Origin of the sequence: Janibacter melonis (genome assembly GCF_003721155.3) — a bacterium.
Lineage (GTDB): Bacteria > Actinomycetota > Actinomycetes > Actinomycetales > Dermatophilaceae > Marihabitans > Marihabitans melonis.
On record NZ_CP044548.2, the window covers coordinates 3,266,420 to 3,288,227 of the forward strand.

A 21,808-nucleotide genomic window follows, 5' to 3' on the forward strand; every position below is an offset into this window, starting at 1 on the left:
ACGAAGGAGCACCACCAGTGAGCACCCGCGCCCAGACCCCCCTCGGGCTCTTCGGGACCGACCACCTCATCGGCGAGGAGGAGCGCGACATCCGTGACACGGTGCGCCGCTTCGTCGACGACCGGATCCGCCCGGAGGTCGCGGGCTGGTTCGAGTCGGGGCAGATCCCCGCCCGTGACCTCGCCCGCGAGCTGGGCTCGCTCGGGGTGCTCGGCATGCACCTCGAGGGTTACGGCTGCGCCGGCACGAGCGCGACCGCGTACGGCCTCGCGTGCATGGAGCTCGAGGCGGGGGACTCGGGCCTGCGCTCCCTCGTCTCCGTGCAGGGCTCGCTGGCGATGTACGCCATCTGGAAGCACGGGTCGGAGGAGCAGAAGCAGGAGTGGCTGCCGAGGATGGCCTCCGGCGAGGCCATCGGATGCTTCGGCCTCACCGAGCCCGACTTCGGGTCCGACCCCGGCGGCATGCGCACCAGGGCGGTGCGCGACGGGGACGACTGGGTCCTCGACGGCGCGAAGATGTGGATCACCAACGGGTCCATCGCCGACGTCGCCGTCGTGTGGGCGCAGGCCGAGGGCACGATCCGCGGCTTCGTCGTGCCGACCGACACCCCGGGCTTCAGCGCGCCGGAGATCAAGCGCAAGGTCTCGCTGCGGGCGAGCGTCACCTCCGAGCTCGTGCTCGACGGGGTCCGGCTGCCCGCCGACGCCGTGCTGCCGGAGGTGACCGGGCTGTCGGGACCGCTGTCCTGCCTCAACGAGGCCCGCTTCGGCATCGTCTTCGGCTCGCTGGGCGCCGCGCGCGACTGCCTCGAGTCGGCCCTCGCGTACAGCGCGGACCGGTCGATCTTCGACCGCCCGCTCTCGGCCTACCAGCTGACCCAGGCCAAGCTCGCCGACATGACCCTCGAGCTCGGCAAGGGCATGCTCCTCGCCCTGCACCTCGGCCGGCTCAAGGACGAGGGCCAGCTGCGCCACGAGCAGGTCTCGCTCGGCAAGCTCAACAACGTGCGCGAGGCGATCGCCATCGCCCGCGAGGCGCGCACGATCCTCGGCGCGGCCGGCATCACCCTCGAGCACCCGGTGATGCGGCACGCGAACAACCTCGAGTCGGTCCTCACCTACGAGGGCACGAGCGAGGTGCACCAGCTGATCATCGGCCGGGCGCTCACCGGCGAGGCAGCCTTCCGGTGACCGACGAGCTCGTCCCCGGGGCCCTCGCGGGGGTCCGCGTCGCCGACTTCGGCCGGGTGCTCGCCGCGCCGTACGCGACGATGCTCCTCGCCGACCTCGGGGCCGAGGTCGTCAAGGTCGAGCGCCCCGGGGTGGGCGACGAGACCCGCTCGTGGGGCCCGCCGTGGTCCGACGAGGGGGAGTCGACGTACTTCCTCTCGGTCAACCGCAACAAGGAGTCACGGGCGGTCGACCTCGGCAGCCCCCAGGGCCGGGAGGAGGCGCTGGCGCTCGTCGCGAGCTGCGACGTCGTCGTCGACAACTTCCGCGCCGGCACGATGGACCGCCTGGGTCTGGGGCCCGACGAGCTGCTCGCCCGCCACCCCGGTCTCGTCGTGTGCTCCGTCACCGGCTTCGGCTCCGGCGAGGGTGCGCACCTGCCCGGGTACGACCTCGTCGTGCAGGCGGTCGGCGGGCTCATGTCGGTCACCGGGTCGCCCGAGTCGGGCCCGACGAAGGTGGGTGTCGCGCTCGTCGACGTCATCACCGGGCTGCACGCGGTGACCGGCATCCTCGCGGCGCTGCGGTACCGTGACCGCACGGGTGAGGGCCAGCGGGTCGAGGTCAACCTGCTGTCCTCGCTGCTCTCGGCGATGGTCAACCAGTCCTCGGCGCACGCGGTCACCGGCCAGGTGCCGCAGGCGATGGGCAACGTCCACCCGAGCATCGCGCCGTACGAGGTCCTGCGGACCGCGGACCGCCCGCTCGCCGTCGCCGCGGCGAACGACAAGCTCTTCGGGCTGCTGGCGAAGGGGGTGGGCCGGCCCGCTCTCGCGCAGGACGAGCGCTTCGCCCGCAACAGCGACCGCGTCGCCCACCGTCAGGTGCTCGTGGCCGAGCTCGAGGACGTGCTGCGCGAGCAGCCCGCGGACCACTGGTTCGAGGTGCTCTCGCAGCTCGGCGTGCCCTGCGGCCCGATCAACGACCTCGGGCAGGCCTTCGCGCTCGCCGACCGGCTCGGGCTGGCCCCGGTCCACGAGGTCGCCGAGCCCGGTCGGGCGCCGGTGCCCACCGTCGCCCACCCGATCACCCTGTCGCGGACCCCGGCGACCTACCGGACCCCGCCGCCGCGCCTGCCGAGCTGACGCAGCACGGGTCGAGGTGATCCACTCTGACGACGTCGGCGTGGATCACCTCGACCCGTTCGTGCTGCCTGATCGCGTCAGTTGCTGTAGGTCGGCAGGTCGGCGACCTGCGTGCTCGCGAGGCGCCCGCTCGGCTGGTAGGCGTCCTTGGTGTAACCGTCACGGTCGTAGTAGGCGTAGATCTTGCCGGCGCCCGAGACTCCGATGAGGGCGGCAGCGCTGGAACCGTCGCAGCCACCTGCGGACAGCGCCTTGAAGCCGAGGAAACCGGAGGAGCGCATCACCGTGCGGGTCGCGGTGTCCTTGGCGAACGAGGTCTTGATGCGCAGCAGGCTGCCCCCCTTCGTCGTCGCGACGAGGGTGTCGCCGTAGCTCGACCACGACGCGAGAGCGAGCGTCTGCACGTCGGCGAAGTCCGTCGACAAGGTCGTGCCGTCGACGAGCGAGCCGGTGCTCGAGACGTCGTAGCGGCGCAGCTTGTCGCCGATGACGGCGTAGACGACGCCCTGGCCGGCCGACAGGGCCCGGGCCCTGGTCCAGCCGCTCTGCACCGTGCGGCGGGTCGTGCGCATGACGTTGCCGTCGGACCAGTCGCGCACGACGTGCTGGACGGTGCCGCCGGGGCTCACCGCGTAGCCGTCGAGGCGGATGCCCGTCCGGGTCTCCTCGGACCACCGCGTGACCTGGGCGATGGGGGTGTAGGTCAGCTTGCCCGTCTCCGACGTGGGGTAGGCGAAGGTGATCCGGCTGCCGCTCAGGCCCATCTCCGAGTAGATGCGGTTCGGCTGGAGGTAGGACGCGAAGGCCCAGCAGCTCGAGGGGATCCCGGCGATCGAGGCCGACGCAGAGCCCCCGGCCACGCGGGGCGCACCGGGGACGACAGGGGCCGCGGTCGCGCTGCCCGCGGTGGCGAGAGCGGCGGCGGCGGCGAGCAGGCCGACGGCGGCGCTGCGGAGGTGGCGGGGCATGGGGCATCCGTTTCGTGTGGAGGGGAGGGCCGACGAGGGCTCGCCGGATGCTAGGCGGACGACGGGGTGCGTGGCTCCCCCTTCGCCATCGTGGTGACGCGATCGTGACCTCGAGGCGGCCCGGGAGGGCATGCTGGACCCATGCGAGCGATCTGGAAGGGTGCGGTCTCCTTCGGGCTGGTCAACGTCCCCGTGCGGCTGTACTCCGCGACCGAGAACCACGACGTGCAGTTCCGTCAGGTGCACGTCGCCGACGGCGGGCGCATCCGCTACAAGCGCGTCTGCAGCATCGACGGCGACGAGGTCGCCTACGACGACATCGCGAAGGGGTACGAGACCGAGGACGGCGAGATGGTCGTCCTCACCGACGAGGACTTCGCCGACCTGCCGACGCGCAGCAGCAAGGAGATCAGCGTCGAGAAGTTCGTGCCGAGCGACCAGATCGACCCCATCTACTTCGACAAGACGTACTACCTCGAGCCCGACAAGTCCGCGGTCAAGCCCTACGTCCTGCTGCGCGACGCGCTCGAGGGCGAGGACCGCATGGCCGTCGCGACGGTCGCGATCCGCACCCGGATGACCCTCGCCGTGCTCCGCGTGCGCGAGGGCATGATCGTCATGCAGACGATGCTGTGGCCCGACGAGGTCCGCGACGCCGGCGCCTTCGGCGACCTCGGCGCGGACGAGAAGGCCACCGAGAAGGAGATGTCGATGGCGCAGGTCCTCATCGACCAGCTCGCCGACGACTTCGAGCCCGACGACTACGAGGACGACTACGCGCTCGCCGTCAAGGAGCTCGTCCGGGCCAAGGTCGAGGGCGGTGAGGTCAAGGCCGCCCCCGAGGAGGAGGACGAAGGGGGAGAGGTCGTCGACCTGCTCGCGGCGCTCGCGAAGTCGGTCGAGCGGGCCAAGACCCGGCGCGGCGAGTCATCGTCGGCCACGGGCTCCGACGGCGGGTCGAAGGACAGCAGCGAGTCGGGCGCGAAGGGCTCCGGCGCGAAGAAGACCACGGCGAAGAAGACGACCGCGAAGAAGAGTGCCGCGAAGAAGGCCCCGGCGAAGAAGACCGCGGCCAAGACCACCACCAGCAAGAGCACCGCGAAGAAGTCGGCGCCGAAGAAGAAGGCCGGCTGAGGTGCCCGAGGGTCACACCCTGGCGCGCATCGCCGACGCGCTCGACGCCGCCTTCGCCGGCAGCGAGGTCCAGGTCAGCTCGCCGCAGGGCCGCTTCGCCGCGGGCGCCGAGCTGCTCGACGGGGGAGTGGTGCGCGAGGCCCGCTCGCACGGCAAGCAGCTCTTCGTCGAGGTCGAGCCCCCGGGGTCGCCCGAGCCGCGGGTGCTCCACGTGCACCTCGGTCTCATCGGCACCTTCACCATCGACGAGGTCGCCTTCGTCGGCGAGAAGCCGGTGGTCGGGCAGGTGCGCTGCCGCATCGAGGGCGAGGGCCACGTCGCCGACCTGCGCGGCCCGATGGTGTGCGCCGTCATCACGCCGGAGGAGGAGGCGGGCATCCGCGACCGGCTCGGGCCGGACCCCCTTCGCGAGGAGTCGGGCGAGCGCGGGTGGGAGCGGGTCACCCGCTCACGCAAGGAGGTCGCCGCGCTGCTCATGGACCAGTCCGTCGTCGCGGGGATCGGCAACGTCTACCGCTGCGAGGTCCTCTTCCGCCACCGCGTCGACCCGGCGACGCCCGGTCGCGCCCTGGCCCGCGACACGTGGGACGCGATCTGGGCGGACCTGCGCCGCCTCATGCCGCTCGGCGTCGTCACCGGGCGCATCGTCACCCGCGAGGACCAGGTCGAGGTCGTCGAGGAGGCGATGGCGAAGGGGGAGACCCCTCACCTCACCGAGCGCACCTCGTACGTCTACCGGCGCACCGGCGAGCCCTGCCGGGTGTGCGGCACACCGGTGAGCATGCGCGACCTCGCCGGTCGCAAGCTCTACTGGTGCACGGTCTGCCAGACCGGCACCTGAGCGGGCTCAGGCGCTGCCGGGACGCTCGAGCCGGATGACCTCGGGCGGCAGGCCCCACTCGTCGCGGCCCAGGCGCGACATCGGCCGCAGCGCCTCCATCGTCGGGCGCCCGTCGTCGAGGGCGTCGGTGCGCACGGTGACGGCGACGACGCTGCCGAGCACGAGATGGCTGTCGCCGAGCTTGATGCTCGAGTGCAGCCGGCACTCCACCGAGGCCGCGGACCCGGCGACACGGGGCACGGGCACGAGGTCGCTCGGCTCGAGGGCGATGCCGAGCTCCTGCGCCTCGTCGGCCTCGGGGTCGAAGGGGGCGCTGCTCGCGTTCGCCAGGTCGCGCTGGTCCTCGCCGACGACGCTGACGACGAAGTGGCCGGTCGCGAGCACGTTGCGCAGCGTGTCCTTGCGCCCCACGGAGGTGAAGCTGATGATCGGCGGTCGCGCGCACGCGACGGAGAAGAAGGAGTGCGGTGCGAGGTTGCCGACCCCGTCCGCGCCCACGGTGCTGATCCACGCGATCGGGCGGGGCACGACGACCGAGGTGAGCAGGTCGTAGGCGTCGGTCGCCGGGTCGCTGACGTCGAAGACGGTGCGCATGGTCAGACGCTACGACGGGGCTGTGGAGGATCTCGCGCGGGATGCCCGCTCAGCCGCTAGGTTTCGCGCCATGTCGACCACGCCGCCGCTCGGGGTGCCGCTCGCGCGACCTCTGCCCGGCCTCACGGTCCGCCCTCCGGGTCGGGTCCTCCTCGCCGCCGTGGTGTCGCTCGCGGTCCTGTGGACCGCTGTCCGGGTGGGCGCGGCCGTCGCCCGCCTCGTCTCGCTCCGCGCGATCGAGCGGTGGGTCGTCGACGGCGGGGGCGAGCCGATGGTGGCGGTGACGACGGTCGACAGCTGGGTGCCCGCTGCCGTCGAGGCGTGCCTGCTGGTCGTCCTGTGGGCGTGCACCTCGGTGTGGCTCGCGCGCTCACGACGCGTCTGCGACGCGATGGCGCCGACGACGCACTCGCTGTCCCGGCGATGGGCCTGGTGGGCATGGGTGACGCCCGTCGTCTGCTGGTGGTTCCCCTTCCGGTACGTCCGTGACGTGCTCCGGGCGGTCGGCGAGCGGCCGCGCCGGCTCCTCGCCTGGTGGTGGGTCGCCTGGCTCGTGGTCGTCGTCGTCGACACCGCGGGCCTGTGGCTCGTCGACGAGCAGCCCACCGTCGAGTCGCTGGTCCTCGCGGCCCGGCTCGACCTCGTCGCCGGCCTCGCGCTCGCCGTCGCTCTCGTGCCGTGGCTCGTCCTCGTGCGCCGGGTGGCCTCCGGGACCGGGCGTCTGGCGGCCTCCCGGCTCGCCGGTCCTGTCCGCTGACAGCGAACACGCGGACCCGCTGTCCCCCGGCGGAACAGGGGAGCGCCCGGTGACGTTGTGCAGAGCAGATCGACTCGACCCCCTCCTGGGTGCGGACGCACCAGGGATCTGGGGCAGAGCCAGTTAGCATTTCAGGCAGCCAAGCCAGAAGGGGTGTCCCCATGTTCGAACGGTTCACAGACCGAGCCCGGCGCGTGGTCGTGCTCGCCCAGGAGGAGGCCCGCCTCCTCAACCACAACTACATCGGGACCGAGCACATCCTCCTCGGACTCATCCACGAGGGCGAGGGAGTCGCCAGCAAGGCGCTCGAGTCCCTCGGTATCTCGCTCGAGCAGGTCCGCGAGCAGGTGCAGGACATCATCGGCCCGGGTCAGCAGGCCCCCAGCGGCCACATCCCCTTCACCCCGCGGGCCAAGAAGGTCCTCGAGCTCTCGCTGCGCGAGGCGCTCCAGCTGGGTCACAACTACATCGGCACGGAGCACATCCTCCTCGGCCTCATCCGTGAGGGCGAAGGGGTGGCCGCCCAGGTCCTCGTCAAGCTCGGCGCCGACCTCGGTCGCGTCCGTCAGACGGTCATCCAGCTCATCTCGGGCTACCAGGGTGGCTCGAAGGAGGGCGCCGCGGCCGGTGCCGGTGTCGGCGCAGGTCCCGCCGAGGGCCAGCCCGCGGGCTCGCTCGTGCTCGACCAGTTCGGTCGCAACCTCACGCAGGCCGCCCGCGACGGCGGTCTCGACCCGGTCATCGGGCGTGAGAAGGAGATCGAGCGGGTCATGCAGGTGCTCTCGCGCCGCACGAAGAACAACCCCGTCCTCATCGGCGAGCCCGGCGTCGGCAAGTCCGCCGTCGTCGAGGGCCTGGCCCAGGACATCGTGCGCGGCGACGTGCCCGAGCCGCTCAAGGACAAGCAGCTCTACACCCTCGACCTCGGCTCGCTCGTCGCGGGCAGCCGGTACCGCGGTGACTTCGAGGAGCGCCTGAAGAAGGTGCTCAAGGAGATCAAGACCCGCGGCGACATCATCCTCTTCATCGACGAGATCCACACCCTCGTCGGTGCGGGTGCCGCCGAGGGCGCGATCGACGCCGCGAGCATCCTCAAGCCGATGCTCGCCCGCGGCGAGCTGCAGACCATCGGCGCGACGACGCTCGAGGAGTACCGCAAGCACATCGAGAAGGACTCGGCCCTGGAGCGCCGCTTCCAGCCGATCCAGGTCGCCGAGCCCTCGCTGGCGCACGCCATCGAGATGCTCAAGGGCCTGCGCGACCGGTACGAGGCGCACCACAAGGTGACCATCACCGACGCCGCGATCGTCGGCGCCGTGACGATGGCCGACCGGTACGTCAACGACCGCTTCCTGCCGGACAAGGCGATCGACCTCATCGACGAGGCGGGCGCGCGCTTGCGCATCCGTCGGATGACCGCGCCGCCGGACCTCAAGGAGTTCGACGAGAAGATCGCCGGCGTGCGGATGGAGAAGGAGTCGGCCATCGACGGCCAGGACTTCGAGCTCGCCGCCCGTCTGCGCGACGACGAGAAGACCCTGCTGCGCGAGAAGGCCAAGCGCGAGGAGGAGTGGAAGGCCGGCGACATGGACGTCGTCGCCGAGGTCGACGAGGAGCTCATCGCCGAGGTGCTCGCCGCCTCGACCGGCATCCCCGTCTTCAAGCTCTCCGAGGAGGAGTCCTCGCGGCTGCTCAACATGGAGGGCGAGCTCCACAAGCGCGTCGTCGGCAACGACGAGGCGATCAAGGGTCTCTCGCAGGCGATCCGTCGCACCCGCGCCGGTCTGAAGGACCCGCGTCGCCCCGGTGGCTCGTTCATCTTCGCCGGCCCCACGGGCGTCGGCAAGACCGAGCTCGCCAAGGCGCTCGCCGAGTTCCTCTTCGGCGACGAGGACAGCCTTATCACCCTCGACATGTCGGAGTACTCCGAGAAGCACACGGTCAGCCGTCTCTTCGGCAGCCCGCCCGGGTACGTCGGCTACGACGAGGGCGGTCAGCTCACGGAGAAGGTGCGCCGCAAGCCCTTCTCGGTGGTCCTCTTCGACGAGGTCGAGAAGGCGCACCCGGAGATCTTCAACAGCCTGCTGCAGGTGCTCGAGGACGGCCGTCTGACCGACAGCCAGGGCCGCATGGTCGACTTCAAGAACACCGTCATCATCATGACGACCAACCTCGGCACCCGGGACATCTCCAAGGGCACCATGGGCTTCGCCCCCGGCAACGACGGCCGGACCGACTACGAGCGGATGAAGGCCAAGGTCACCGACGAGCTCAAGCAGCACTTCCGTCCGGAGTTCCTCAACCGTGTCGACGACACCATCGTCTTCCCGCAGCTGAGCCAGGACGAGATCGTCGAGATCGTTGACCTGGAGATCGCCAAGCTCGACGTGCGGCTCAAGGACAAGGACATGGGCATCGAGCTCACGCCCGCGGCCAAGGCCCTGCTCGCCAAGCGCGGCTACGACCCGGTGCTCGGCGCCCGCCCGCTCAAGCGGACGATCCAGCGCGAGATCGAGGACGTGCTGTCCGAGAAGATCCTCTACGGCGAGATCGGTGCCGGCGAGATCGTCGGTGTCGACGTCGAGGGAGAGGGCAAGGAGGCGCGGTTCACCTTCGCCGGTGCGCCGAAGGCCACCGCCATCGACCTGCCGATCACGGTCGGCGGAGAGAGCGACCCTCGCTCGGAGTGACCCCCGCCTGACCCCATGACGAAGGGGGCGACGCACCACGGTGCGTCGCCCCCTTCGCCGTCCCCGCAGGCCCTTCGCCGGTCGAGGTGCGACGAAGGAGCCTCGAGACCACCCGCCGACCCTTCGCTGGTCGAGGTGCGACGAAGGAGCCTCGAGACCACTCAGGGTCAGGTCGGGGAAGACCAGCGGGGGTCGCGGCCGATGAAGGCGAGGAAGCGCTCCTGCTCGCTCGCGCCCTCCGGCTCGGGGTGCTGCTCGCCGTACTGCCCCGAGCCCCGGATCATCGGCTCCATGGAGAGCATCCCCGCGTGCGCCTCACGCACGAAGGCCGGGTCGATGGTGTCGTCCTGACCGCTCGAGCGCGCGAGGTCCCAGGAGTGCATGACGACGTCGGGCGTGTAGTACGTGTCGACGAGGCGCTCGAGCGGCAGGGTGCCCAGGTGCTCCTGGGTGACCTCCTGCCCGGCCCGCCCCGGGTCGTCGAGGAGGCCCTGCACCTGCCCCCGCACGTGCTCCCACGCGGCGGTGGGGTCGTCCTGCGCCGACGGCCCCGGGTCGAGGGCGACCCCGCAGCCGGCGAGCATGCCCGGCAGCCAGGTCGTCAGGTGCTCGACGACGTCGCGCGCCCGCCACTGGTCCACGGGGGTCGGCGCCGACCAGTCGGTGGTGCCGCCCACGAGCGTCGAGAAGCGCTCGGCGGCGGAGCGGAAACGGTCGGCAGCGGTGTCGCTCATGTCGTCCTCGTCTGCGGGTGGGCCGGCTCAGAGCCGCTTGCGCATCTGCTGCATCTGCTCGATCTGCTTGGTCTGCGTGACGTTGATGTCGTCGGCGAGCTCGCCGGTGCGCTCGTCCATGCCCTTCTCGCCGTGGGTGTCGCACATCGTGAGCGCGCCCTTGTGGTGGGCGACCATGAGGTCGAGGTACTGGCGGTCGAGCTCGGTGCCGCTCGCGTTCTCCAGCGCGGTGAGCTGCTGCTGCGTCGCCATGCCGGGCATCGAGTGGTGAGAGCCGTGCTGGGTGACGAGCTTGGGGTTCTTGGCCTCGGGCGGCACCTCCTCGCCCCACGAGCGCAGGGTCGTCGCCATGCCCTCCATCTCCGGCTTCTGCTCGTCGGCGATGCGGCTGGCGATGCCCTTGACCTTGCTGTCGGTGAGCCGCCCCTTGACGATGTCGCTCATGACGATGGCCTGCGCGTGGTGGCTGATCATGTCGGTGAGGAAGGTGACGTCGGCGTCGTTGTGCGAGACCGACGGGGTGGCGATCGCGTCGCTGCCGGTGAGCGTCGAGTTCGGCTGACCGGGGGAGCCCGGCTCGAGGACGGGCGCGTCGGGGGAGGTCGCCGACGCCGTCGGCACGGGCTCGGTGTCGCCGCCCGAGCAGCCGGCGAGAGCCAGGGCGAGGGCGGACGCGATCGCGGTCGTTCGGAGGCTGCGCACGAGCCGACGGTAACCGGGGCGGGGGTGCTCTGCGAAGGGGTGGCGGCATCTTCACGCCGCGCGACCGGGGGTCTTGACCCAACGCTGACCCATCCCTGACCTTCGTCACCTTTCGGCCGACTCACAGGTCAGGAGAGGCTGAGCGAACCTTGAAGACCCGTCCAAGGGCCGCCACCCTCGTTCGGGAGCCACCGAGCGGAGGAAACATGCGTAAGCCACTACTGGCCATCGCTGCGGCAGCAGCCCTGGTCACCTCGGGCGCCGGCGCCGCACTAGCCGTCGGACCCGATGACCGGGTCGGCGTGTCCGGCACCGACCTCAAGACCGATGAGATCGGGCGCAGCGCCAACGTCAAGCACCTCGCCAACATCGCCCCCTCGGGCGTGCTGGCGCAGGGGGTCGGGACCGACCTGGCCTTCCAGGACGACAAGGCCTTCGTCGGCAACTACGACGGCTTCTCGATCATCGACATCCGTAACCCCAAGAAGCCCAAGACGATCGTCCAGGTCAGCTGCCCCGGCAGCCAGAACGACATCTCCGTCTCCGGCGACCTGCTCTACCTCTCGACCGACTCCTCTCGCAGCGACGACTCCTGCGCCTCGACGTCGCAGTCCGCGACGATCAAGGAGAGCTGGGAGGGCATCAAGATCTTCGACATCTCCGACGTGAAGAACCCGAAGTACATCAAGTCCGTCGAGACCGCCTGCGGGTCGCACACCCACACGCTCGTCCCGGGCAAGGGCAAGAACAACAAGACCGACTACCTCTACGTGTCGAGCTACTCGCCGCGTGACACCTTCCCGGACTGCAAGACGCCGCACGACCTCATCTCCATCGTCAAGGTCGACACGAAGAACCCCACCTCGGCCGCGGTCATCGCCACGCCGAACCTCTTCCCCGACGGCGGCAACCCCGGTGGCCCCGGCCCGACCCCGATCGCGAGCCGCTCGGCCACGACGGGCTGCCACGACATCACCGCGCTGCCGCACAAGGACCTTGCGGCCGGTGCGTGCATGGGTGACGGCATCATCATGGACATCGAGAACCCCGAGAAGCCGCGGGTCATCGAGCGTGTCCGTGACGACGAGAACTTCGCCTTCTGGCACTCGGCCACCTTCAACGCCGACGCCTCCAAGGTGATCTTCACCGACGAGCTCGGTGGTGGCGGCGCCGCCACCTGCAACGCGGCCATCGGCCCGAACCGTGGCGCGAACGCGATCTACGACATCTCGAAGTACGGCCGTCTCGACTTCAAGTCGTACTACAAGATCGACCGCCACCAGGGCCCGACGGAGAACTGCGTCGCGCACAACGGCTCGATCATCCCCGTCGCCGGGCGCGACCTCATGGTCCAGTCCTGGTACCAGGGCGGCGTGAGCATCTGGGACTTCACGGACTCCGAGAACCCCAAGGAGCTGGGCTACTTCGAGCGCGGTCCGCTCCCCGAGGGCGCCGGCACCGGCGGCACGTGGTCGACGTACTACTACAACGGCCACATGTACTCCTCGGACATCGCCCGTGGCTTCGACGTCCTCAAGTGGGTCGACCCGTCGACCAAGAAGATCGACAAGCAGATCATGGACGAGCTCAACGTCCAGAGCCAGCCGAAGTACAAGGTCCGCTGAGCCCCGCTCGACGAGACGATCACTGACGCGACGGGGGCGTCCCGGCCAGGTGCCGGGGCGCCCCCTTCGTCGCGCCCTGCGGCGCCGAGGACGGCCCCGGCCGCGCGTACATTGGGCCGGTGCCCAGCCAGCCCGAGATCCGTCGCGCCCGAACCCCCGACGTCCGCGCCATCCGCGACCTCGTCGCGCCGCTCGCCGAGAGCCGGGTGCTCGTGAGCAAGGACGCCGTCGCCTACTTCGAGGGCATCCAGGAGTTCCGCGTCGCCGAGATCGACGGCGTCGTCGTCGGCTGCGGGGCGCTGCACGTCATGTGGGAGGACCTCGCCGAGATCCGCACGCTCGCCGTCTCGCGCGACCACCTCGGGCACGGCGTCGGCGGGGCGCTGCTGCGCGCGCTGCTCGAGGACGCCCGTGAGATCGGGGTCGAGCGGATCTTCTGCCTCACCTTCGAGACCGACTTCTTCACCCGGCACGGCTTCACCGAGATCGAGGGCCGCGCGGTCGACCCGGAGGTCTACGCGGAGTTGCTGCGCTCCTACGACGAGGGCGTCGCCGAGTTCCTCGACCTCGAGCGGGTCAAGCCGAACACCCTGGGCAACACCCGGATGCTTCGTCAGCTCTGAGGTCCTGGGTAGGTTGGCGCGATGAGCACCGACGCGCAGCCGATCCGTCACGTCGTCGTCATGGGGGTGTCCGGCGCCGGCAAGACGACCCTCGCCGAGGGAGTCGTCGCGGCGACCAGCTGGGCCTTCCTCGAGGGCGACCGGCTGCACCCCGAGGCCAACATCGCGAAGATGGCCGACGGCCACCCGCTGACCGACGAGGACCGCTGGCCGTGGCTGCGGGCGATCGGGGAGTGGATCAGCGACCGCGAGGCGAAGGGGGAGAGCGCGGTCATCGCGTGCTCGGCGCTCAAGCGCTCTTACCGCGACCTCCTGCGCGAGGGCCGCGAGCACGTCGAGTTCTTCCTCCTCGACGTCCCCGAGGAGGAGTTGTACCGGCGGCTGGAGACCCGCGAGGGCCACTACATGAAGGCGTCGATGCTGCGCTCCCAGCTCGACACCCTCGAGCCCTTCGGGGCGGACGAGCCCGCGCGCACCCTGCGCTCCGACGGCGACGAGGACGAGGCCCTGCGCGAGACCCTTGAGCTGCTCGGGCTGCCCGAGCAGCCGGCTCACACGGGCAGCCGGTAGCCCTCGCCGTCGGGCTCGACGAGCCCGTCCTCGACGAGACCGGCCAGGCAGCGGTCCACCTTCGCCGGGTCCTGCGGCCATACCTGCGCGACCTGCTCGCGGCTCACCGAGCCGGTGCTCTCCCGCAGGAGCTGCACGACCCGCCCGCGCACCTGCCGGTCGGTGCCGTGCCACGCCTGACCGCGCCGCACGGGTCCGTCGTGGGCCGGTGACCCCGCCCGGCGCCAGGCGCACAGGTCGCTCACCGGGCACTCCTCGCAGCGCGGGGCGCGGGCCGTGCACACGAGCGCCCCGAGCTCCATGACCGCGGCGTTCCACGCGTTGGCGTCGTCCGTCTCGGGTGGCATCGCGCTCGCGGCAAGCCGGGCCTCGCGGGCGGTGAGGGCAGGAGCGGCCTGGGCGTCCCCCTCGAGCGCCCGGGCGAGGACCCGGCGCACGTTCGTGTCGACGACGACCTCGGGCAGGCCGTGCGCGAAGGACGCCACGGCGGCCGCGGTGTAGGCGCCGACACCGGGCAGGGCGAGGAGGTCCTGCGGGCTCGTCGGCACCTCGCCGTCGTGCCGCTCGACCATGGCGACCGCCGCCTCGCGCAGCCGCAGCGCGCGGCGCGGGTAGCCCAGCCGCCCCCACAGCCGTACCGCGTCACCGGGACCAGCGGATGCCAGGTCGGCGGGCGTCGGCCACCGACGCATCCACTCCTGCCAGATCGGCACCACCCGGGCGACCGGGGTCTGCTGCGACATCACCTCGGAGACGAAGACCTCCCAGGGCGTCGTGCCGGCTGCCCGCCACGGCAGGTCGCGGGCGTGCTCGTCGAACCAGCTCAGCACCCGTCGGTGGACGTGCGCCAGCTCGGTCTCAGCGGTGCTCACGACGGACCTCGGCCTCGACCGGGTCAGACGTAGCGCTCGAGGATGGAGGTCTCGGCCAGGCGAGACAGCCCCTCGCGCACGAGGCGGGCGCGGCCCTCGCCGACGCCCTCGACGGTCATGAGGTCGTCGATGCCCGCGGCGAGCAGGCGCTGCAGCCCGCCGAACTGGTGGACGAGCCGCTCGATGATCAGGCCCGGCAGACGGGGGACCTTCGACAGGATGCGGAAGCCGAGGGGGCTGACCGTCGCGTCGAGGTTCTCGCCGACGATGGAGAAGCCGAGGGTCTTCGCGCACGCGCCGAGGTCGAGCAGCGCGGTCGGGTCGAGGGCGGCGAGCGAGGCCATCATCTCCTCGACCGTCGGCGGGTTCGAGGCGCTCGGCGCGTAGTCGCGCGCGACCCACATGAGGTCGTCCTGCAGGCCGGCGGTGAGCTCCTCGAGCTGGAGGGTGAGCAGACGACCCTCGGTGCCCAGCTCGACGACGTAGCTCTCGATCTCCTCGCTGATGCGGCGCACCATCTCGAGGCGCTGCAGCACCGAGGCGACGTCGCGGACCGTGACGAGGTCCTCGATCTCGAGCGCCGAGAGGGTGCTCGTCACCTCGTCGAGCCGGGCCTTGTAGCGCTCGAGGGTCTGCAGGGCCTGGTTGGCGTACGACACGAGCTCGGAGGCGGGCTTGACGACGTGGCGACGTCCGCCGACGTAGAGCGCGATGATGCGCATCGACTGGCTCACCGAGACGACGGGGTGACCGGTCTGGCGGGCGACCCGCTCGGCGGTGCGGTGCCGGGTGCCGGACTCCTGGGTCTCGATGCTCGGGTCGGGCAGCAGCTGGGTGCCGGCCCGCAGGATGCGGTTGGAGCCGCGGTCGAGGACGATCGCGCCGTCCATCTTGGCCAGCTCACGCAGACGCGTCGAGGAGAACTCGATGTCGAGGGGGAATCCGCCGGTCGCGATCTGCTCGACGACCCGGTCGTGACCGAGGACGACGAGGGCCCCGGTGTTGCCGCGCAGGATGCGCTCGAGGCCGTCGCGCAGCTCGGTGCCGGGCGCGACCGCGGCCAGGGTCGCCCGGAGCAGGTCGTCGTCGTGGTCGGACACGAGCGTGAGTCTAGGTCCCCGCGGGTGCGCTCGCCGACGAGCGCGAGCGGGCCTGCTCGATGGCGCTCGAGAGGTCGCTCACCTCGACGACCTCCATCCGGGGCGGGGGCGTGCTGTCGGCGAGCGCCCCCACCGGCACGAGCGCCGTCGTGAAGCCCAGGCGCGAGGCCTCGAGGAGACGGCGGGACACCCCGACGGCCGGTCGCACCTCGCCCGAGAGCCCGACCTCGCCGAGCGCGAGCAGGGTGTGCGGCAAGGGCCGGTCCTGGACGGCGCTCGCGATGGCCAGGGCGACGGCGAGGTCGCTCGACGGCTCGGTGATGCGCACCCCGCCGACGGTGCTCACGTAGGTGTCGGCACGCCCGACGGGGGCACCGGCGCGGCGGTCGAGCACCGCCATGATCATCGCCACCCGCGAGGAGTCCAGCCCCACGCTCGCCCGGCGCGGGGTGGGGATCTCCGAGGGGGCGACGAGGGCCTGGATCTCGGTGACGAGCGGACGGCGCCCCTCGAGGGTGACGGTCGCGCAGGTGCCCGGCACGGTGACGTGCCGCGAGGACAGGAAGAGCCCGCTCGGGTCCTCGAGCCCGTGGATGCCGGTGTCGGTGAGGTCGAAGCACCCGACCTCGTCGGTGGGGCCGTACCTGTTCTTCACCGCCCGCACGAGCCGCAGCCGCGAGTGGCGGTCGCCGTCGAACTGCACGACGACGTCGACGAGGTGCTCGAGCATCCGTGGCCCGGCGATCGAGCCGTCCTTCGTCACGTGGCCGACGAGCAGCATCGCGATGCCCGCGGCCTTCGCCCGCTGGATGAGGGCCCCGGCGACCTCGCGCACCTGGCTGACGTTGCCCGCCGCGCCGTCGACCTCGCCCGAGGCGAGGGTCTGCACGGAGTCGACGACGGCCAGCGCCGGGGCGCGCTCGTCGAGGTGCGCCAGCACGGTGCCCAGGTCGGTCTCGCTCGTGAGGTAGAGCTCGTCGGCGAGGGCGCCGATGCGCTGGGCCCGGGCCCTCACCTGTGCCGCTGACTCCTCGCCGCTCACGTAGAGGACGGGCCGGTGGGCCGCTGCGCGCGCGGCGACGTCGAGCAGCAGCGTCGACTTGCCGATGCCCGGCTCGCCGGCGACGAGGACGACCGAGCCGGGCACGATGCCCCCGCCGAGCACCCGGTCGAACTCGCCGACCCCGGTGCTCCACGACTGCGCGTCCTCGGCGGCGACCTGCGCGATCGGCTGCGCGGACCGCTCGACCCGCCGGGCCGCGGTGGTGCGCACGGTGGCCGCGCCGATCTCGACGAGCGTGCCCCAGGCCTGGCACTCGCCGCAGCGGCCGACCCACTTCACGGTGGTCCACCCGCACTCGGAGCACCGGTACCCGGGAGACTTCGTCGCTGCCATGCCGGTCAACCTACGTGGGCGGCCCGACAGCCCCGGCGGCCCGGGCGAAGGGGGGGGCTCACCCCTTCGCGTCGGCCGCCAGCGTCGCCGGGTGGACGAGGAGGGGGAGCAGGGCTCGGCCCTGCGGCGAGGTGCGTCCGGAGGGGGCGCGCACCGCGTCGACGAGGGCGAGGTGGGCCTCGCAGTGCTCGACGAGGGCCGCGTAGGCCGGGGCTCCCATGAGCTCGACGAGACCGTCGCGCTCGGTGACGTACACGGGGTCGGCGGCGACGTGGGCGTCGGGGCTGCCCGAGCAGTACCAGTCGAGGTCGTGCCCGCCGGGGCCCCAGCCGCGCCGGTCGTACTCGCCGATGCTCACCTCGAGATAGCTCGTCTCGTCGGGCAGCTCGACGGTGCGGTAGGTGCGCCGGATCGGCAGCTGCCAGCACACGTCGGGCTTGACGGTGTGCGGCGGCACGCCCTCGAGCGCCGCGTGCTGGTGCAGGGCGCAACCCGCGCCGGCGGGGAATCCCGGGCGGTTCAAGAAGATGCAGCCGCCGTCGACGACCTTGGTCTTGCGGGCGCCGTCCTCGCGCTCGGTCCACGCCGTGAGGCGGGTCGAGCCGGGGTGCAGCTGCCACTCGTCCTCGCCGAGCCGCTTCGCGACCGCGCGGACCCGCTCGACGTCGTCGTCGTCGGTGAGGTGCGCGCCGAGGGTGCAGCAGCCGTTGTCGGGGTGATCGGCGTCGATCCCGCAGCAGCCCTGCCCGAAGATGCAGGTCCACCGCGAGGTCAGCCAGGTGAGGTCGCAGCGCATGCGCTGGCCCTCCTGCCCGGGGTCGTCGAACTCGACCCAGGTGCGCGGGGTGCCCAGCGGCGTCTCGCCAGCGTGCTCGCTCATCGCGGGTCACCCTACGGCCCGTAGGGTGTCGACCCATGCGCCTCGGGGTCATCGACGTCGGATCCAACACGGTCCACCTGCTCGTGGTCGACGCGCACCGCGGCGCGCAACCGCTGCCGGCGACGTCGCACAAGATCGAGCTCCGGCTCGCCGAGCACGTCCTCGACGACGGCCGCGTGCGCGACTCGGGCACCGAGCGCCTCACCCGCTTCGTCGCCGAGTGCCTCGAGGTGGCCGACGAGCAGGGCGTCGAGGAGACCCTCGCCTTCGCCACGAGCGCGATCCGTGAGGCCCCCAACGGCGAGGAGGTCCTCGCCCACGTGCGCGAGCGCACCGGGGTCGAGCTGCGGGTCCTCTCCGGCGAGGACGAGTCGCGCCTGACCTTCCTCGCCGCGCGGCGGTGGGCCGGCTGGTCCGCGGGCAAGCTCCTCGTCCTCGACATCGGCGGCGGCTCGCTCGAGGTCGCGGTCGGCACCGACGAGGACCCCGACGTCGCCCTGTCCTTCCTCCTCGGCGCCGGTCGGGTGACCCGAGAGCTGCTCGCGGGGGACCCCCCTTCGCCCGCCGAGGTGCGCGCCGCGCGCAAGGCGGTCCGGGCCGAGCTGGCCCGCCACATCCGCCCGCTCGCCAAGGCGGGCGCCCCCGACCGGGTCGTCGGCACGAGCAAGACGATGCGCTCGCTCGCGCGCATCGCCGGCGCCGCCCCCTCGGCCGAGGGCCCCTACGTCAGCCGCGTCCTCACCCTCGAGGACGTCACCCGCACGATCGCGACGATCACGCCGATGACCTCGGCCGAGCGCACCGGGCTGCCCGGCGTCTCGGCGTCTCGGGCCCATCAGCTCCTCGGTGGTGCGGTCGTCGCCGAGGCCGCCATGGGGCTGCTCGGCGTGGACAGCCTGCAGATCTGCCCGTGGGCCCTGCGCGAAGGGGTCATCCTGCGTTACCTCGACCACCTCGACACCTGAGCCGGGGGCTGCCGGTCTACGCTCGGCAGATGCCGCGCATCCCCGTGGCGCTGTCCTCGGCGTCCGTGTACCCGCAGACGACGTCCTCGGCCTTCGAGACCGCAGCGCGGCTGGGCTACGACGGGGTCGAGGTCATGGTGTGGACCGACCCGGTGAGCCAGCAGGCGGCCGCGCTGCGCGGTCTGTCCGAGCATCACGAGCTGCCCGTCGTGTCCGTCCACGCGCCGACCCTGCTCCTCACGCAGCGGGTGTGGGGGCCGGACGCGTGGACGAAGGTCGACCGGTCCATCGACCTCGCGCACGACGTCGGGGCGCCCGTCGTCGTGCTCCACCCCCCCTTCCGGTGGCAGAAGGAGTACGCGCGCGCGTTCGCCGACGGGGTCGCCGAGCGCGAGCACGACCGCGACATCGTCCTCGCCGTCGAGAACATGTACCCGTGGACGGCCCGCGGCCGCCAGGTCGAGGCCTACCTGCCCCACTGGGACCCCGTGCCCCAGCCCTACGACCACGTGACGCTCGACCTCTCCCACACGGCCTCGGCCGGCTCGGACGCCCTGCAGATGGTCCGTGACCTCGGGGCACGGCTGTCGCACCTGCATCTCGCGGACGGCAGCGGCGAGACGATCCGCGACGAGCACCTCGTGCCGGGGCGCGGGGGGCAGCCGTGCGCGGAGGTCCTCGGCGAGCTCGCGACGAGCGGCTTCGAGGGGGCGGTCGTGCTCGAGGTCGGCACCCGTCGTCGCCCGCAGTCCGAGCGCGAGAGCGATCTCGCCGAGTCCCTGCGCTTCGCCCGGGAGCACCTCGGTCAGCTCGTCGGATGAGCGCGCGACCGCCCGCGCGGCGCGGCCGCCGCGGCGGTGACGCCGACACCCGCGCCGAGATCCTCGCCGTCGCCCTCGAGCACTTCGCGGCGAAGGGGTACGACGCGACCTCCCTTCGCGGCATCGCGCGCGAGGCCGGGGTCGACCCGGCGCTCGTGCACCACTACTTCGAGGGCAAGAGCGCCCTCTTCGCCGAGGTCATCGGGATGCCGGCCGACCCCGCGGCGCTCGTCTCGCACGTCCTCGCCGGTCCGCAGGAGCACGTCGGCGAGGCGCTCGCCCGGACCTTCTTCTCCGTGTGGGACCCGCCCGAGGGCCGGATGCGCTTCCAGGGGGTCATCCGCGCGGCCGTGGGCTTCGAGGGGGCGTCGCGGATGGTGCAGGAGTTCGTCGTGCGGGAGATCTTCGGACGGGTCGCCGGCGAGCTCGCCGCGCGCACGGGGCGAGGCGCCGACGACGCCGCCCTGGGCGCCGGTCTGGCCGCCGCGCAGGTCGTCGGCGTCGGGCTGCTGCGCTACGTCCTCGAGGTGCCGGCCCTCGTCGACGTCGAGGTCGACGAGCTCGTCGCCCGGCTCGCGCCGGTGCTGCAGCAGCACCTCGTCGGGGGCTGACAGCGACCGGGGGCGGTGCTACTTTTCATCACATGATGAAAAGCGCGGTGGAGGTGCGCCACCTCCGCGTCGCCCGGGGCGGGCGCACCGTCCTGGCCGACCTGTCCTTCGCCGTCGGCCGCGGCGAGGTCGTCGGTCTCCTCGGGCCGAGCGGCGGGGGCAAGTCGACGGTCATCCGTGCCGTCGCGGGGGTGCAGCGGGTCGCCGGGGGAGAGGTCGAGGTGCTCGGCCGACCCGCCGGGTCACCTGACCTGCGCGACCGGGTGGCCTACGTGACCCAGGCGCCCAGCGTCTACCCGGACCTCACCGTCCGGGCCAACGTCGTGCACCTCGCCCGGCTGCTCGGCGTGCGCGACGCAGCAGGGGCCGCCGAGCGCGCGATCGCCCAGGTCGACCTCGGCTCGCACGCCGACCGGCTCGTCGCGACCCTCTCCGGCGGCCAGCGCAGCCGGGCCTCGCTCGCCGGCGCGCTCGTCGGCGACCCGCAGCTGCTCCTGCTCGACGAGCCGACGGTCGGCCTCGACCCGGTGCTGCGCCGCGACCTGTGGGAGCTCTTCCACCGGCTCGCCGCCGACGGCGCCGCGCTGCTCGTCTCGAGCCACGTCATGGACGAGGCGGCCCGCTGCGACCGCCTGCTCCTGCTGCGCGACGGCGCGCTCCTCGCCGACGACACCCCGGCCGGGCTGCTCGAGCGCACCGGTGCCCACGACGCCGAGGGCGCCTTCCTCGCCCTCGTCGAGCAGGGGAGCGCACGATGAGCCCCCGGCGCGCGGTCGTCACGGCGGCCCGGGTGCTCGCCCAGCTGCGCGGCGACCACCGCACGGTGGCGCTCATGCTCCTCGTGCCGTGCGTGCTCATCGGGCTGCTCGCCTGGGTCTACGAGGGCGGCCCGCTCTTCGACCGGGTCGGCCCGATGCTCGTCGGGATCTTCCCCTTCGTCGTCATGTTCGTCGTCACCTCGGTGACGACCCTGCGCGAGCGCACCTCCGGCACGCTCGAGCGCCTGCTCACCACCCCGCTCGGCAAGGCCGAGCTGATGACCGGGTACGCGCTCGCCTTCGGGCTCATGGCGCTCGTCCAGGGGGTCGTCGTCACGGCCTTCGCGCTGTGGGTCTGCGGGCTCGACGTCGCGGGGCCGGCGTGGGCCCTCGTCGGCCTCGTCGTCCTCTCCGCCCTGCTCGGCACGGCGCTGGGCCTGCTCGCCAGCGCCTTCGCCCGCACGGAGTTCCAGGCGGTGCAGCTCATGCCCGCGCTCGTCCTGCCGCAGCTGCTCCTGTGCGGGCTGCTCGTGCCGAGGGCGCAGCTGCCGCGGGTGCTGGAGCTCGTCTCGGACGTCCTGCCGCTGTCGTACGCGGTCGACGCCGGACGGGTCATCGCCACGCAGGCGCAGCCCTGGTCCGACCTCGCCGAGCCCGTCGTCGTCATGCTCGGGTGGGTCGTCGCGGCGCTCGTCGTCGGCTCGCTCACCCTGCGCCGCCGCACCGCCTGACCCCCGCCCCAGCTTTCCCGCCCAGGGCGGGAAAGTGCGACCTCGGGAAGGAACTGTTCCTTCCCGAGGTCGAAGCTTCCTTCCCACGGCCGGGGTCGAGGTCCCATGGGCCGGTGCCG

Annotated in this window: 22 protein-coding genes; 14 read left to right on the forward strand and 8 right to left on the reverse strand. The window is 72.2% G+C overall.

Annotation, left to right across the window (positions count from 1 at the left end; genetic code table 11):
- The first annotated feature begins 17 nt into the window (after nt 1–17).
- Together EEW87_RS15715 and EEW87_RS15720 are read left to right on the forward strand one after the other, a co-directional pair.
- The gene (locus EEW87_RS15715) at nt 18–1,193 is read left to right on the forward strand and encodes an acyl-CoA dehydrogenase family protein (protein ID WP_123091294.1); all 1,176 of its coding nucleotides are present in this window, start codon (nt 18–20) and stop codon (nt 1,191–1,193) included.
- Nucleotides 1,190–2,317: a CaiB/BaiF CoA transferase family protein gene (locus EEW87_RS15720; RefSeq protein ID WP_123091293.1), complete on the forward strand. Its 1,128-nt coding sequence runs from the start codon at nt 1,190–1,192 to the stop codon at nt 2,315–2,317. Before EEW87_RS15715 ends, EEW87_RS15720 begins: the two co-directional genes overlap by 4 nt.
- A gap of 77 nt (nt 2,318–2,394) precedes the next feature.
- Here the strand turns inward: EEW87_RS15720 and EEW87_RS15725 are convergent, their stop codons facing one another.
- Entirely contained in the window at nt 2,395–3,285 is an 891-nt protein-coding gene (locus tag EEW87_RS15725; protein ID WP_123091292.1) for a hypothetical protein, read from the reverse strand.
- Between the two features lie 141 nt (nt 3,286–3,426).
- Here EEW87_RS15725 and ku point away from each other — a divergent pair, with 141 nt between their 5' ends.
- On the forward strand, nt 3,427–4,419 hold the full coding sequence (ku, locus tag EEW87_RS15730) for a non-homologous end joining protein Ku (protein ID WP_123091291.1): 993 nt from the start codon (nt 3,427–3,429) through the stop codon (nt 4,417–4,419).
- Between the two features lies 1 nt (nt 4,420).
- Complete coding sequence (locus EEW87_RS15735) at nt 4,421–5,260, forward strand: Fpg/Nei family DNA glycosylase (RefSeq protein WP_123091290.1); 840 nt, start codon at nt 4,421–4,423, stop codon at nt 5,258–5,260.
- A 6-nt stretch (nt 5,261–5,266) separates the two neighbouring features.
- Here the strand turns inward: EEW87_RS15735 and EEW87_RS15740 are convergent, their stop codons facing one another.
- Complete coding sequence (locus tag EEW87_RS15740; RefSeq protein WP_123091289.1) at nt 5,267–5,854, reverse strand: flavin reductase family protein; 588 nt, start codon at nt 5,852–5,854, stop codon at nt 5,267–5,269.
- Between the two features lie 70 nt (nt 5,855–5,924).
- On the opposite strand from EEW87_RS15740, the gene EEW87_RS15745 reads away from it, so the two are divergent.
- Together EEW87_RS15745 and EEW87_RS15750 are read left to right on the forward strand one after the other, a co-directional pair.
- Complete coding sequence (locus EEW87_RS15745; protein WP_163562485.1) at nt 5,925–6,611, forward strand: DUF4328 domain-containing protein; 687 nt, start codon at nt 5,925–5,927, stop codon at nt 6,609–6,611.
- A gap of 161 nt (nt 6,612–6,772) precedes the next feature.
- Nucleotides 6,773–9,301 carry an ATP-dependent Clp protease ATP-binding subunit gene (locus EEW87_RS15750; RefSeq protein WP_123091287.1) on the forward strand — a complete coding sequence of 843 codons (2,529 nt, stop codon included), beginning with the start codon at nt 6,773–6,775 and terminating at the stop codon, nt 9,299–9,301.
- Between the two features lie 167 nt (nt 9,302–9,468).
- Here EEW87_RS15750 and EEW87_RS15755 read toward each other — a convergent pair whose 3' ends face one another.
- A complete protein-coding gene (locus EEW87_RS15755) occupies nt 9,469–10,035 on the reverse strand; it encodes a maleylpyruvate isomerase family mycothiol-dependent enzyme (protein ID WP_123091286.1) in 567 nt (188 codons plus the stop codon).
- A 27-nt stretch (nt 10,036–10,062) separates the two neighbouring features.
- The gene (locus tag EEW87_RS15760) at nt 10,063–10,737 is read right to left on the reverse strand and encodes a DUF305 domain-containing protein (RefSeq protein ID WP_123091285.1); all 675 of its coding nucleotides are present in this window, start codon (nt 10,735–10,737) and stop codon (nt 10,063–10,065) included.
- 206 nt (nt 10,738–10,943) lie between these two features.
- On the opposite strand from EEW87_RS15760, the gene EEW87_RS15765 reads away from it, so the two are divergent.
- The 3 genes from EEW87_RS15765 to EEW87_RS15775 all read left to right on the forward strand — a co-directional run bounded on the left by EEW87_RS15765 (nt 10,944) and on the right by EEW87_RS15775 (nt 13,555).
- Nucleotides 10,944–12,362, forward strand: coding sequence for an LVIVD repeat-containing protein (locus tag EEW87_RS15765; RefSeq protein ID WP_123091284.1), 1,419 nt, complete (start codon nt 10,944–10,946; stop codon nt 12,360–12,362).
- 119 nt (nt 12,363–12,481) lie between these two features.
- The gene (locus EEW87_RS15770; protein WP_068273082.1) at nt 12,482–12,985 is read left to right on the forward strand and encodes an amino-acid N-acetyltransferase; all 504 of its coding nucleotides are present in this window, start codon (nt 12,482–12,484) and stop codon (nt 12,983–12,985) included.
- A 21-nt stretch (nt 12,986–13,006) separates the two neighbouring features.
- Nucleotides 13,007–13,555: a gluconokinase gene (locus EEW87_RS15775; protein ID WP_123091283.1), complete on the forward strand. Its 549-nt coding sequence runs from the start codon at nt 13,007–13,009 to the stop codon at nt 13,553–13,555.
- Here EEW87_RS15775 and EEW87_RS15780 read toward each other — a convergent pair.
- The 4 genes from EEW87_RS15780 to EEW87_RS15795 are packed head-to-tail and all read right to left on the reverse strand — an operon-like array spanning nt 13,537 to nt 17,803.
- The gene (locus tag EEW87_RS15780; protein WP_123091282.1) at nt 13,537–14,427 is read right to left on the reverse strand and encodes an HhH-GPD family protein; all 891 of its coding nucleotides are present in this window, start codon (nt 14,425–14,427) and stop codon (nt 13,537–13,539) included. The genes EEW87_RS15775 and EEW87_RS15780 overlap by 19 nt on opposite strands.
- A gap of 23 nt (nt 14,428–14,450) precedes the next feature.
- Entirely contained in the window at nt 14,451–15,527 is a 1,077-nt protein-coding gene (disA, locus tag EEW87_RS15785) for a DNA integrity scanning diadenylate cyclase DisA (protein ID WP_123091281.1), read from the reverse strand.
- Between the two features lie 10 nt (nt 15,528–15,537).
- Complete coding sequence (radA, locus tag EEW87_RS15790; RefSeq protein ID WP_123091280.1) at nt 15,538–16,923, reverse strand: DNA repair protein RadA; 1,386 nt, start codon at nt 16,921–16,923, stop codon at nt 15,538–15,540.
- A 58-nt stretch (nt 16,924–16,981) separates the two neighbouring features.
- Nucleotides 16,982–17,803 (reverse strand): DUF3109 family protein, encoded by an 822-nt coding sequence (locus tag EEW87_RS15795; RefSeq protein ID WP_123091279.1) that lies wholly within the window; start codon nt 17,801–17,803, stop codon nt 16,982–16,984.
- A gap of 35 nt (nt 17,804–17,838) precedes the next feature.
- Between EEW87_RS15795 and EEW87_RS15800 the strand changes: the two genes are divergently transcribed.
- From EEW87_RS15800 to EEW87_RS15820, 5 genes are read left to right on the forward strand one after another with little or no spacing between them, the layout of a single operon-like run.
- Nucleotides 17,839–18,768, forward strand: coding sequence for a Ppx/GppA family phosphatase (locus EEW87_RS15800; RefSeq protein ID WP_123091278.1), 930 nt, complete (start codon nt 17,839–17,841; stop codon nt 18,766–18,768).
- A gap of 29 nt (nt 18,769–18,797) precedes the next feature.
- Complete coding sequence (locus tag EEW87_RS15805) at nt 18,798–19,589, forward strand: sugar phosphate isomerase/epimerase family protein (protein WP_123091277.1); 792 nt, start codon at nt 18,798–18,800, stop codon at nt 19,587–19,589.
- On the forward strand, nt 19,586–20,200 hold the full coding sequence (locus tag EEW87_RS15810) for a TetR/AcrR family transcriptional regulator (protein ID WP_123091276.1): 615 nt from the start codon (nt 19,586–19,588) through the stop codon (nt 20,198–20,200). Before EEW87_RS15805 ends, EEW87_RS15810 begins: the two co-directional genes overlap by 4 nt.
- Before the next feature lie 32 nt (nt 20,201–20,232).
- Nucleotides 20,233–20,958: an ABC transporter ATP-binding protein gene (locus EEW87_RS15815; protein WP_192826136.1), complete on the forward strand. Its 726-nt coding sequence runs from the start codon at nt 20,233–20,235 to the stop codon at nt 20,956–20,958.
- Nucleotides 20,955–21,689, forward strand: coding sequence for an ABC transporter permease (locus EEW87_RS15820; protein ID WP_123091275.1), 735 nt, complete (start codon nt 20,955–20,957; stop codon nt 21,687–21,689). The genes EEW87_RS15815 and EEW87_RS15820 overlap by 4 nt, the downstream gene beginning before the upstream one ends.
- Nucleotides 21,690–21,808 lie beyond the last annotated feature (119 nt).